At 65.0% G+C, this 12,688-nt stretch carries 11 protein-coding genes; 5 read left to right on the top strand and 6 right to left on the bottom strand.

Annotation, left to right across the window (positions count from 1 at the left end):
• Positions 1-231: 231 nt before the first annotated feature.
• Positions 232-1,437 carry a class I SAM-dependent rRNA methyltransferase gene (locus AC1DUR_RS21975; protein WP_477720555.1) on the bottom strand — a complete coding sequence of 402 codons (1,206 nt, stop codon included), beginning with the start codon at positions 1,435-1,437 and terminating at the stop codon, positions 232-234.
• Positions 1,438-1,692: 255 nt separating this feature from the next.
• Between AC1DUR_RS21975 and AC1DUR_RS21970 the strand changes: the two genes are divergently transcribed.
• Positions 1,693-3,435, top strand: coding sequence for a sensor domain-containing diguanylate cyclase (locus AC1DUR_RS21970; RefSeq protein WP_477720554.1), 1,743 nt, complete (start codon positions 1,693-1,695; stop codon positions 3,433-3,435).
• Between the two features lie 89 nt (positions 3,436-3,524).
• Here AC1DUR_RS21970 and AC1DUR_RS21965 read toward each other — a convergent pair whose 3' ends face one another.
• The 3 genes from AC1DUR_RS21965 to dapF form a co-directional block, all read right to left on the bottom strand.
• Positions 3,525-4,604, bottom strand: coding sequence for a tyrosine recombinase XerC (locus AC1DUR_RS21965; RefSeq protein WP_477720553.1), 1,080 nt, complete (start codon positions 4,602-4,604; stop codon positions 3,525-3,527).
• A gap of 9 nt (positions 4,605-4,613) precedes the next feature.
• Positions 4,614-5,309 (bottom strand): DUF484 family protein, encoded by a 696-nt coding sequence (locus tag AC1DUR_RS21960; RefSeq protein ID WP_477720552.1) that lies wholly within the window; start codon positions 5,307-5,309, stop codon positions 4,614-4,616.
• A 399-nt stretch (positions 5,310-5,708) separates the two neighbouring features.
• Positions 5,709-6,584, bottom strand: a complete 876-nt coding sequence (dapF, locus tag AC1DUR_RS21955) for a diaminopimelate epimerase (protein ID WP_477720551.1) — start codon at positions 6,582-6,584, stop codon at positions 5,709-5,711.
• A gap of 96 nt (positions 6,585-6,680) precedes the next feature.
• On the opposite strand from dapF, the gene AC1DUR_RS21950 reads away from it, so the two are divergent.
• Complete coding sequence (locus tag AC1DUR_RS21950) at positions 6,681-7,226, top strand: carboxymuconolactone decarboxylase family protein (RefSeq protein ID WP_477720550.1); 546 nt, start codon at positions 6,681-6,683, stop codon at positions 7,224-7,226.
• Between the two features lie 197 nt (positions 7,227-7,423).
• Here AC1DUR_RS21950 and AC1DUR_RS21945 read toward each other — a convergent pair whose 3' ends face one another.
• Complete coding sequence (locus AC1DUR_RS21945; protein ID WP_477720549.1) at positions 7,424-8,425, bottom strand: tripartite tricarboxylate transporter substrate binding protein; 1,002 nt, start codon at positions 8,423-8,425, stop codon at positions 7,424-7,426.
• A 187-nt stretch (positions 8,426-8,612) separates the two neighbouring features.
• Between AC1DUR_RS21945 and AC1DUR_RS21940 the strand changes: the two genes are divergently transcribed.
• Positions 8,613-10,265, top strand: coding sequence for an MBL fold metallo-hydrolase (locus AC1DUR_RS21940; protein ID WP_477720548.1), 1,653 nt, complete (start codon positions 8,613-8,615; stop codon positions 10,263-10,265).
• On the opposite strand, the gene AC1DUR_RS21935 is transcribed toward AC1DUR_RS21940, so the two are convergent.
• Positions 10,262-10,438 (bottom strand): hypothetical protein, encoded by a 177-nt coding sequence (locus AC1DUR_RS21935; RefSeq protein WP_477720547.1) that lies wholly within the window; start codon positions 10,436-10,438, stop codon positions 10,262-10,264. The two genes, AC1DUR_RS21940 and AC1DUR_RS21935, sit on opposite strands and share 4 nt — an antisense overlap.
• A gap of 486 nt (positions 10,439-10,924) precedes the next feature.
• Between AC1DUR_RS21935 and AC1DUR_RS21930 the strand changes: the two genes are divergently transcribed.
• Positions 10,925-11,851 (top strand): polysaccharide deacetylase family protein, encoded by a 927-nt coding sequence (locus tag AC1DUR_RS21930; RefSeq protein WP_477720546.1) that lies wholly within the window; start codon positions 10,925-10,927, stop codon positions 11,849-11,851.
• A complete protein-coding gene (locus AC1DUR_RS21925; protein ID WP_477720545.1) occupies positions 11,848-12,594 on the top strand; it encodes a GntR family transcriptional regulator in 747 nt (248 codons plus the stop codon). The genes AC1DUR_RS21930 and AC1DUR_RS21925 overlap by 4 nt, the downstream gene beginning before the upstream one ends.
• Positions 12,595-12,688: the final 94 nt, after the last annotated feature.

The raw sequence follows: 12,688 nt of genomic DNA, 5'->3' as shown, positions 1-12,688 counted from the left end.
AGCGGTCTGTTCAAGCCCCTGAAACGCTTCGGCCAATCCCACTTTGGCAGCAGTTACTTTACAGGCGGTGTCAAGCCTCCCCCGGGGCATTCGCGCGAGCCGGAATGCGGCTCCCTGCATTGCCAATTGCTACTATATTAGTAGCAAACTACGCTCCTGTCACATGGGCACATGGGAATAAGGGCACGAGGGCACGAGGGCAGCAAGCTGAATGATCCATTGCCGGACCGGTCAAACGGCCAGGCTAGGCTTTTTGACCAGCACCAGCCCCTTGAGGTATTCACCCTCCGGAAACGCCACCGTCATGGGGTGGTCGGGCGCGCCGCCCATGCGCTCGGAAATAAAGGCGTCCACACCCGCATCGGTGCCGGCCGAGGCGACGATCTTGTGAAACAGGTCTGCACTGATGCCACCGGAGCAGGAATAGGTGAACAGCACGCCACCAGGCTCCAGGATGGCCAGCGCCAGCCGGTTGATGTCTTTGTAAGCCCGCGCCGCGCGCTCGGCATGGGTCACCGTGGGCGCAAACTTGGGCGGGTCGAGCACGATGGCGTCAAAGGTTCGGCCTTCTTTCTGGTACTGGCGCAGCGAAGCGTTCACATCGGCATCCAGCATGGTGGTCCGGCTGGCCTCAAAACCGTTCAGGGCCACATTGGCCTTGGCACGGTCCAGGGCTGGCCCGGACGAGTCGATGGATGTCACATGCTTCGCGCCGCCCGCCAAAGCGGCCACGGTAAAACCGCCGGTATAGCAGTAGCAGTTGAGCACCCGCTCAAACTGCCGGCGCCGCGTGTACGCGGCAAACTTGTGCCGGCTGTCGCGCTGGTCGAGGTAAAAGCCGGTTTTGTGGCCCTGCGCCACATCCAGGCTCAGTTTCCAGTCATGTTCGGTGATGATGATTTCGGTGTCGCCCGGGGACGCTGATGGAGTCAGCCATCCCGTCGCCTCCGGCAGGCCTTCAAGCGAGCGCACGCTGGCATCTGATCGCTCATACAGGCGCGTCAGGCCGGTTTGCGCCAGCAGGGCATCCACAATCACGCTTTTCCAGCGCTCGGTACCGCAACTGGAGAACTGCGCCACCAGTGTGTCGGCATAACGGTCCACGACCAGACCGGGCAAGCCATCAGACTCCCCATGGACCAGGCGCCGGCCATCACTTTGAATGTCGAACAAGTCTCTGGCCTTGATGGCTTCAGCAATACGCGCTACAAAAAAAGAAGCGTCTATGCGCTGGTTTTCGTCAAAACTCCAGACCCGCGCCCGGATTTTGGAACTCGGACTGAAGGCAGCCCAGCCCAGGAACTGCCCGTCATGGCTTTCCACCCTGACTGTTTCACCAGCATCGCCGCCGCCTTTGGCGATGGCTCCGTCAAAAATCCACGGGTGGCGGCGCAGCAAAGACCGCTCTTTGCCTTCCTTCAGTCGAATTATTTTCATGACGCTATTGTCGCGGCTTGAAGGGGGAGCCCTGCGACCCACCGCGGCGGGCCGCAGGTCCGAAAACCACGCTGCACGCACTTTCTGCACTTTCCCCTCAATTCAGGGGATGTCGTTGTCGGGAAAATTTGCGACAATCGCCGGTTAATGATTTTTAATTACTTTTCAGAACAATTAAGGAATTGCAAGCCACTCCCGGGCTTCGCAAGCCGTCTTTTCACCCCGGCTGTTCGGGCCCGGCTGGCGGCTCTGGCATTGAGCCTGCTGGCGGGATCGCTGCTGGCGCTGACCTCCGTGGACGCGCACCCGCGCACCGTACTCGACCTGGACACGCAGACCCAGCCGGTTCCCCTGGCCGACTGGGGTGACTACTGGATAGACACCAGCGGCCGGTTCACGCCGGAACAAGTCTTCAATACCCCCGAGATTCCCTGGCGGCCGACAAACGGGGAGGCCATCTATCCGGTGACCAGCGACTCTCCCCTGTGGATCCGCTTCAACGTGCCGCCCGCACCGGACGCCGAGCGCTGGTACCTTGAAGTGCCCTACCCGTCCGTCAACCGCGCCTCGCTCTACACACTGGACAGCGCCGGCAAGTGGAACGAACAGCGGGCGGGCGATCTCGTGGCCGTGAACAAATGGCCGGTGCCGCACCGCCATCCGCTGCTGCCAATTGCCCTGTCTGCAGAAGTGCCCACCAAGTACCTGCTGCGCCTGGAAAACGGACACGCCCTGAGCGCCCCCCTGCGATTCATCAGCGAAGGACGCCTGAGCTACTCCGAGCAGCGCATCTCGCTGATCCTCGGCATCTTCTTCGGACTGACGGGTCTGGCTGCACTTGTCTCCCTGCTGAGCGCCATCTCGCTGCGTGACACGGCCTACGGCTTGTACGCACTGTGCGTCACGCTGATGGGCCTCACGCAAGCCACCCTGACCGGCATAGGCGGCCTGCACCTGTGGCCCCACTGGCCCTGGTGGAACGATGTGTCCACGTCGGTCCTGCCCATGCTGACGGCCTCGACCACGCTGCTTTTCATCTCGGCGACCGTGGCGCTGCCCGAGCGCTTGCCCCGGCTGCACTGGCTGATGGTCGGCCAGGCGGCGCTGGGCATGGCGGTCGCGGTGGTGCTGTCGCTGGTGCCAGCCGCATCGCGCATGGACTTGTTCATCCCTACTCTTTTGCTGCTGGAGTTCAGTGGCATGCTGGTCATGGCCTGGGCCTGGCGGCGTGGGGACCGGTTTGCGCCCTGGCTGATGCTCGCCTACCTGCCCGTGATTACTGCCGCCGGCTGGAGCGTGGCGCGCAATGCCGATCTGGTGCCCATAGGCTTTTTCACGCAGCACGGCATGCAGCTGGGCGTGGCCCTGCACCTGCCGATCGTCATGGTGCTGCTGATGTTGCGCAGCCAGCACCGACGCGAAAATACCCGCCGCATCCAGGGCCTGGACCGGGTCGACCCGGCGACCGGCCTGATCAATAACCATGTGTTTGGTGAAAGACTGATCCGCATGATTGCGCGCTCCGAGCGGCTGCAGCACCAGAGCGCCGTGATGCTGATTGACGTGATCAACGGCGCGCAGATTCAGGAAGATTTCGGACGCACGGCGGCCGATGAGCTGCCACTGCGCGTTGCCGAGCGGCTGCTGTCCGCCTCCCGCGAAATTGACAGCGCGGCGCGGCTTTCGGAGCAGCGCTTCGGCATGCTGGTGGAAGGCCCCATCAGCCCGGAAGACGCCGCCATTCTCGCCCAGCGCATCGTCGCGCGTTGCCTTATGCCCTACAAGGGGCTGCATGTGAACTGCGTGGCCCAGGTTCACGTGGCTTACGCCATCGTGCCTTCCCAGGGCTCGTACGCGCAGGGCCTGCTGACCCAGTTGCAGGAGCGGCTGGCCGCGGCGCCCGCGCAAAGCAAGCGTGCGGTTTTCCTGCTGGGTGAAACGCCGCCAGCGATGCCTGTGCGGCAAGCCTACAGCCGCAAAGTCGCCAAAGTCGCCTGACCTCGCAAGGGGGCAAATCACGGCAGGGGCGCGGGCAGTTCAGGGAGCTCGGGGGCTCATGGCTTGTCGGGCCCGCCCCCTCCCCTGGTTCACGGTTTGGACTTGACCTTCACCACCGCCGGGGCGGGAGCTGTTGCGGGCAGCGGGGCAGCCCGCGAAGCCACGCCGGCCGATGTGGCGCGCGGATGGGCGGCGTCATAGACCTTGGCCAGATGCTGGAAATCAAGCCGCGTGTAAACCTGCGTCGTCGTGATGTTGGCGTGGCCCAGCAACTCCTGCACCGCGCGCAAATCACCGCTGGACTGCAGCACATGGCTGGCAAACGAGTGGCGCAGCATGTGCGGATGCACGGGGGTTGCCAGCCCGGCCTTGAGCGAACGCCGCTTCAGGCGCAGGCGGATATGCTGTGGTGTCAGCCGCGCGCCGCGCCGGTTGATGAAAAGCGCCTCGCCGTCTGACCCCACGCCGGCGATGCCCTCGCCGGCCCAGTCGCTACGCAAGGCGAGCCAGCTGTTGAGCGCCTGCAGGGCCTGACGGCCGACCGGCACGCTGCGCCGCTTCGATCCCTTGCCCAACACATGGGCTTCAGCCGCCTCCATGTCGATCCAGCCCCGTGCCTGGCCGCTGGCCCGCACGTCCAGCCCCACCAGTTCGCCAATACGCAACCCGCAGCCGTACAGCAGCTCCGTGATGCACTGGTCTCGCGCTTCCAGGTGCGGATCGTCCTCATCATGGGACTGGTAACTGGCCAGCTGCACCGCCTCATCCACGCTCAAGGCCTTCGGCAGGGGCTTGGCGACTTTGGGCGAGCGCACATCCTGCACCGGGTTGGCCGCCACCAGGCCTTCACGGCCCAGCCAGGTATAAAAACCGCGCCAGCCCGACAAAATCAGCGCAATCCCGCGACCGCTGCGCCCCGCGCCATGCATCTGCGCGACCCAGCGCCGCATGTGGGTGTTGTGCACATCGGTCAGCGCGACACCGGCCTGGCGGACGTTGGCCTCCAGCTTTTGCAGGTCCAGCGCGTAGAGTTCCACGGTGCGCATCGCCAGGCGTTTTTCAACGCGCACATGCTCGAGGTAACGCTCCACCAGCGGATGCGACGCCACGGGCGCGGCCTCAGGCCTGGATTCAGGAACTCCGGACGCAATTGGCGGCGTCTGCGTCATGGGTTGTGTTCAGGCGGTGCTGGTCTGCTGCGCCCGCAAACGCGAGAGCGCGGCACCGGCCAGTTCGCCCAGGCGTTCCAGGAAGTCGGTGCCCATGCCGCTGTGAAAGCGCTCGGGATCGGGCGAGGCCAGCACCAGCAGGCCCGACGCCTGGGCGCCGGTAGCCGCGCGCAGCGGAATCAGGGCAATCGACAGCGCCATCGCAGGCTCGGGCAGCCAGTTGACGGATTCAAAACCGGAATTGACACCGCAGTAAGGCGTGGTCAATGAGGAGGCGAAGGTCTGGGCATCCTCGCTCACGCCAGTCGCAAAGCTTTCGTCCGAGAAAATGCCGTTCACGCCCCAGACCTTGATGGCGGCCTGCGGAATCTGGAACTCGGTGGTGATGCCTTCCACCATGGTGCCGGGCAGCTCGCGCGCCTGCGCCGTCTGCAGCAGCTTGCGGGTCCAGCGCTGCATCTTGTCGGCGATCAGCACATTGTCCTGGCCGTGGCGAATCATCTCGACCACCTTGGTCTCCAGGCCCTTGATCTTGTCGCGCAACATGCCAGCCTGGCGCTCCTGCAGGCTGACGGCACGGTTGCCGTGACCACTGGAGAGCTGCACCGATGCCAGCAGTTCCGCGTGACGCTCGAAAAAGTCGGGCGTGTTGGCCAGGAAATTGGCAATGTCGTCTTCGGTGATGGGATGTTCAGTTGGATTCATGTCGGCATTGTAGGGAAATAGCCGAGAAATAGGCCCCCACGGTCGTTCACTTCGTGTAACTCCCTGCCCCCCGAGGGGGCCGCCCGCCTGTGGCCCGGCAAAGCCGGTTCCACGGCTCAGACTGAAGCCCCCACAGTCATTCACTGCGTGTAACTCCTTGCCCCCGGGGGGGGCCGCCCGCCTGCGGCCCGGCAAAGCCGGTCCTGCGGCTCATGCTGGGTTGAAGAGTTCAGTGGACACACGAGTGGGGGCCGCGGAACCGGCTTTGCCAGACCGCAGGCGCCGCCCCCTAGAGGGGGGAACAAGCTACACGCAGTGAGCTTGGACGGGGGTGAGCCAATTTCTCCGCCCCCTGAGGGGGGAACAGGCTACACGCAGTGAGCCTGGACGGGGGTGGCTTTATAACTCGGGAACTTCAATCTCGGACTCGAACACCGTGGTGGCCGGGCCGGTCATCATGACCGGGGAATCCAGGCCGCCCGCCCATTCAATCGTCAGCTGGCCGCCGCGCGTCTGCACATCCACGCGCGCATCGAGCAGCCCCCAGCGTATGCCGGCCACGACCGCCGCACAGGCACCGGTGCCGCAGGCCAGGGTCTCGCCGGCGCCGCGCTCGTACACCCGAAGGCGGATGCGGCTGCGCGAGACGACCTGCATGAAGCCCGCATTGACGCGTTTGGGAAAGCGCACGTGACGCTCGATCAAGGGGCCGGTCTCCAGCACCGGCGCCGTATCCACGTCATCGACGAGCTGCACCGCGTGGGGATTGCCCATGGACAGTGCCGCTATAAAAACAGAAGCAGAAAGTGCCTTCTCTTCAAGGGCCAGAGGCCATTTTTCCCACGAACCAGAGGGCTGCGCCGTCAAGCCCGCGGCATCGAAGGGAATGCGCGCCAGCTCAAACACCGGCGCACCCATGTCCACCGTCACGCGGCCATCGGCCTGCATGCGCGGCTCGATCACGCCGCTCAGGGTTTTGACTTTTACGACGTCCTTGGTGGTGAGCCCCCGCTCGCGCACAAAACGCACAAAGCAGCGCGCGCCATTGCCGCACTGCTCGACTTCACCGCCATCGGCGTTGTGGATCACATATTCAAAATCAATGCCCTCCGCCGGGGAAGGCCGCACCGACAGGATCTGGTCGGCGCCAACACCGAAGTGCCGGTCGGCCAGAAAACGGTACTGTCCGGGCGACAGGTTCAGGCGCTCGCGGGTCTCGTCGAGCATCACAAAATCGTTGCCCGCACCCTGCATTTTTGTAAAACGGATTAGCATCGCCACATTATCCGCCGACGCTGCGCTTTGCCACCTCACCGCTTCACCGCTTTGCGGCGCCGTTCCTCGATCCATCAACCCGGCAGAAAGACAAGCATGCGCATTCCCGAATGGACTCCCAGCCTCAAGGCCCAGCCACAGGACCTGGTGGACGCCATCCTGGCGCGCCGGGGCGGTACCATGATCAACCTCGACAAGGCGCTGCTGTGGAGCGAGCCGTTGGCGCGGGCCTGGAATATCTATCTGGGTGCGGTGCGCACCGGGCTGCCGACCAGCCGCAAGCTCCGCGAACTGGGCATTTGCACCGTGGCACTGCTGACCGGTGCCGACTACGAATACCGTCACCATGCACCGGACTTCCTGGCCGCCGGCGGCAGCCAGTCCGAGCTGGACGCACTCCAGGCCCTGGTCAAAAACGATGCGCGCCAAACCACGGCGCACCCGGCGCTGGGTACAGTGGAGCAACTGGTGATCCAGTACGCCGCGCAGATGACGCTGGACGTCAAGGTCAGCGACCAGGTGTTCGCGGCACTGCGCGAGCATTTTGATAACACCGAACTGGTCGAACTGACCAGCGCGATTGCCACCTACAACATGGTGGCGCGTTTTCTGGTGGCGCTGGGCGTGTCGCCGGAGGAATGAGCCGGGTCACAGCGAGATACCAGGCCGCGCACACACTGAAAAGCGAAGGGCCCCTGGAGGGCAGAGAGCTACACCCAGCGACCGGGGGAGGTTCCCCACCCAGCAGGGGCCGCGGAACCGGCTTTGCCGGGCCGCAGGCGCAGCGGCCCCCTCGGGGGGCAGGGAGCTACACGCAGTGAGCGACCGTGGGGGCCAACCTAATCCGCTTTGATCCCATTCTCCTTGACAACCTTGGCCCAGATGTCGATCTGCTTGTCAATGAAGACACGGGCCGACTCCGGTGAGCCGCCGACGATGTCAATGCCTTGTGCACTGAGTTTTTTTGCAATCTCGGGGTTCTTCAAGGCCTTGTTCACTTCTTCATTCATGCGCTTGAGTACTTCGGGCGGCGTTTTGGCCGGCGCCACGATGGCCCACCAGGCCGGCGCATCAAACCCGGCAAAACCGCTTTCGGCCACGGTCGGTACATTGGGGAGATCAGGCGAGCGTTTGCTGGTCGTCACGGCCAGCGGGCGCAGGCGGCCGCTGTCAATGTGCGGTTTGGTCACAAACACCGAGCCAATGGACAAGGGCACATGGCCGGCCACCGCATCGGACATCAGCGGGCCGCCGCCCTTGTAGGGCACATGCTGCCAGTCGATGTTGCCGCTTTTGCTCAGCAGCGCCATCGCCAGGTGGCCGAGACTGCCCGAGCCGATGCTGCCGTAGTTCACATTCTTTTTGGCCTTGGCCGCTGCCACCACATCGCCAAAGGTCTTGTATTCGGACGCTGAAAAAGTCGCCAGCACCATGGCCGAGGTGCCAATCAGCGAGACCGGCGCCAGATCCTTGCGCGTGTCAAACGGCAAACCGGGAATCAGGCTGGGGTTGACGCCGTGGGTGTCGAACACCACCGCAAAGGTGTAACCATCCGCCGGGGCTGCGGCCACGGCCGCGGTACCGATGGAGCCCGACGCGCCGCCCTTGTTTTCCACAATGATGCTCTGGCCCAGTTGCTGCGACAGCGGCTGCGCCAGAATGCGCGCCACCTGATCGACCGAGCCGCCGGGCGGAAACACCGCCACGAACTTGATGGGCTGCCGGGACGGCCAGGCTTGCCCTGCGCCAGCCGGGGTGGTCTGCGCAAAGGCGCTGAGGCTGCAGGCACACAGCATGGTGGCGGCCAGCGCCAGTGCGGTCCTGAAAATGGGATGCGTCATGGTTGAAGCCTGCAAATTGAATGGGTGCCAGTATCGGCATCGCCCCGCCGCCGCGCCATTGCGGTTAACACTTAGCACGCTACCAATTCGAATTCCAATTTCAATTCCAATTGTCGAACGCCGCTGGCCGGACCCTATGTAAGCTGGCGGGACAGCGCCGCCCTCTCTTTCACTGCAAAATCAGGCCATGACCAGACCCTCCCAACTCCTTTACCCCCAGCGGGACCCCGTCCCCACCCGCCCGGCGGCCACGGTGCTGTTGCTGCGCGACACAGCGCAGGGCCTGGAAGTGCTGATGACACGGCGCTCGATGACCGCCAGCTTTGCCCCCGGCGCCTATGTGTTTCCGGGCGGCGGCATTGATGCGGCGGATGCCCAGGCGCATGGCCAGTCCACGCGGCGGCCCGGCCAGAGTGACCTGCACCTGACGCAGGCGATTGCCGCCATCCGGGAGAGCTTTGAAGAACTGGGCGTGCTGCTGGCGCGCCATGCCGACGGCCGCTACGCCAGCACGGCCGACATCGCGGCGCTGGACCGCAAGGCCCCGTTTGCCGCCCAGTGCGGCCAGCGCGGTCTCACGCTGGCCGGTGACCAGGTGTTTGTGCTGGCCCACTGGGTGACCGACCGCGATTTGCCGCGCCGCTTCGATGTGCCCTTTCTGGTGGCGCGCATGCCGGAGGGCCAGAGCCCGGTGGCAGACGAAACCGAGCAGTTCGAACCGGTCTGGGTGCGCCCCGCCGAGGCACTGGCCCGGCACCATGCCGGCGGCTTCTTCATGATCTTCCCGACCCTGCGCACGCTGGAAAGGCTGCAGCATTACCCCGATGTCGATGCGGTGCTCCAGGCCTGCGCGCTGGAGACGCCGCTGTGGACATCCTGCCCGCGCGCCGGCTTGCTGGCCGGCAAGGAGGCGCGGTACATGGAACACGAAGCGCCCTATGGCGAGCTGGCGCTCACCTCTCCCGACGGGCAGATCGTACACATGCTGGACTGGCAAACCGCGCAGCCCGTGATGCTGTTGAGAAACCTGATGCGCCTGACCGCACCCAACCCCGGCGTGATGACCGGCCCGGGCACCAACAGCTACCTCGTCGGCGAGCCCGCCACTGGCTACATCGCGATTGATCCGGGACCGGCCGATGCGGATCACCTGGACCGGCTGTACCGGGCGGCCGGCGGCGACATCCGCATGATTGTGTGCACCCATTCGCACCCCGACCACTCCCCGGGCGCGAAACCCCTGCAAGCCCTGTGCAACACCCGGCCCGCCATCCTCGGCTTGCCCTCCGAGCCCACCGCGCGCGCCCACAGCGCGTTCACGCCGGACCGGGCGCTGGAGCATCAGGAGTTGCTCGCGCTGGTGGCGCCTGGGCCCGAGGGCGACATAACGCATACCCTGAAAGTGCTGCACACCCCCGGCCATGCCGCCAACCATGTGTGCCTCGTGCTGCTGGAAGACGGCATCCTGTTCAGCGGAGACCACATCCTGAACGGCAGCACCACGGTGGTGGACCCGCCGGACGGCAACATGAGCGCCTATCTCGACTCCCTGGATTTGCTGAGCAGCGCCTGCGATCAGCACCAGATTGAATTCATCGCCCCGGCCCACGGTTATGTGCTGGGGCACGCAAAAGCCGCCATTGCCCAGCTCAAGGCGCACCGCCTCAAGCGCGAGGCCAAGATCATCGGCGTGATGCAGGCGCAGCCCGAGGGAACCCTGGACGACTGGGTCGCCCAGGCCTACGACGACGTCGATGCACGTATCTGGCCGGTGGCCAAGCGCTCCCTGCTGGCGCATATCGAGCGGGTGCGCGAACTGGGGCTGGCTGGCCCGCTTTAACACCCTTTACAACCAGGTCCAGGCCGCACCACCCAGGTAGGCCTTGACCAGCAGCGAGCCATCGGCGACTGCGCCGCACCCCGCGCCACCACACGCCCCGCCTCCTGCACATAGGCACGGTCGGCCAGCGACAGGTCCAGCGCGGCCATCTGGTCAACCATCAGCGCGGCCATGGACCCTAGCGCAGGGCGTCCAGCGCGGCAAACAGCTCTTCCATGACCTTGGGTGCCAGGCCCAGCAAAGGTTCGTCCGACAGCAACACCACCGGCTGGCTCATCAGGCCGCGCGCCACGGTCAGCGATCTGCTGCTCGCCGCCCAAGAGCAGGCCGGTGAATGAACGTCGAAACAAGGACCTGGCGTTTCTCCTGAAAAAGAAAGGGCTCGATCGAAAAAACTCCCTTCGCCAACGCAAGCGTCGTACCACGTCGTCAAAATGGTCAACACCCATCCGGTCGATTTTAGGTACAATTTATTGTTAATATTGTTGACAATTTATAAGCCATCTTGACACAAAAACTGCTCAAGCCAGTCCATTGATTCACCCTTCCCGGCACCTCATGCGTCCGCACCAAAACCAGACAGCCAGGCATACCATCCATGCAACAGCCCGCACCCAGCCGCATGAGAGCCTGGACTCCTGCCTCAGGGGCCTGTCCCGATGAGCCCGGCATCCGCCAGCGACATGGCGACCCGCCTGCTTCCCGGACACGGTCTGTTCGACTTCCAGGGCATCCATCACCGGCCGGACTACCACTGGCCGCAGGGGCGGCGCCTCGCGGTCTATCTGGGCTTTAATCTGGAGCATTTCGCATTTGGCGAGGGCCTGGGCGCCAACCTGGGCCCGGCCTCGCCGCAGCCCGACGTGCTGAACTACGCCTGGCGCGAGTACGGGAACCGGGTGGGCGCGTGGCGCTGCCTGGAGCTGTTTGACGCGCTGGGCCTGCCGACCGGCACGCTCATCAACACCGCGCTGTACGACCACTGCCCCGAACTGGTCGCCGCATTCGCGGCCCGCGGCGATGAACTCATTGGCCACGGCCACACCAATGCCGAGCGCCAGGCCGACATGGCCGAGCCGCAGGAGCGTGAATTGCTCGCGGCGTGCAGGGCGCGCATCGCCCAGTGCAGTGGTACGGCGCCTGCCGGCTGGCTGTCGCCCTGGATCTCCGAAAGCCGGGCAACACCGCACCTGCTGGCGCAAACCGGCTACCGCTACACCCTGAACTGGTGCCACGACGACCAGCCGGTGCCCCTGCGCACACGCGGCGGGCCGCTGTGGTCCATTCCCTACCCGCAGGAGCTCAATGACATTCCGATGATCATCGCGCGCCAGATGGACGGCAAGGATTTCGCGCAGATGGTGATCGACAACGTGGATGAAATGCTGGAGCAATCCAGCCGCCAGCCGCTGGTGATGGGCATCGCCCTGCACCCCTACATCGTTGGCCAGCCCTACCGCCTGCGCCATCTGCGCGGGGCGCTGGAACATCTGGCGCGCCTGCGCGATGAGGGCCGCATCTGGTTCACCACGCCCGGCGCCATCTGCGCCCACATGAACGAAGTTTTCCCCGGAGCAGACGCATGAGTACCGCCAGAAAACGCGCGCCCGTGCCCGCCACCGGCATGCCAGCTGGCGCCTCCGTCCCCCTGCTGCCCGGCCTGTCGGAAACGGAAAGCCGCATCTACCACTCGGTGTTTGAGAGTGTGATGAACCAGCGCATCGCGCCGGGCACCAAGCTGCCGGAGCAGGCGCTGTGCGAGCTGTTCTCGGTGAACCGCGCCACGGTGCGCAAGGTGTTGCAGCGGCTGGCGCATGATCACATCGTCGACCTGCGCCCGAACCGCGGCGCGGTGGTGGCCGCGCCCACGCCCGAAGAAACGCGCCAGATCTTCCAGGCGCGGCGCCTGCTCGAGGCCGCCATCGTGCCGCTGGTGGCACAGCGCGTCACCAAGGCCGAGATTTTGCTGTTGCGCAAACAGTTGCGCGACGAGCATGCAGCATTGCACCGCGCGGACCAGCCGGCCTGGGCGCGCCTGGCAAGCGCCTTCCACCTGCGGCTGGCCGAACTGTCGGGCAACGCGGTGCTGCACGGCTACCTGCATGAACTGGTGTCCCGCTGCTCGCTGATCGTCGCGTTGTACGAGCCGCCCGGCAACGCCGCCTGCGAGCATGACGAACACGCGCGCATCGTGGACTACCTGGAAAACGGGGAACCCGCCAAGGCGGTGCGCGTCATGAACGAGCACCTGCTCGACCTGGAACGCCGCATCTGCCTGGACAAACCCCAGGCCGAAAAAAACCTGGCCCAGATGCTGGGACTGGCCTGACATGCTGCGCTTCACGCTGGCGGCCCTGCCACTATACCGCCCGCTAAACCACCCGCCGCACCGCCCGGTGCGCGGCCCGGACCCATCCGCCATC

The sequence above is a fragment of the Polaromonas sp. P4_F4 genome (genome assembly GCF_056401355.1).
This window is presented reverse-complemented; position numbering and strand designations above follow the sequence as displayed.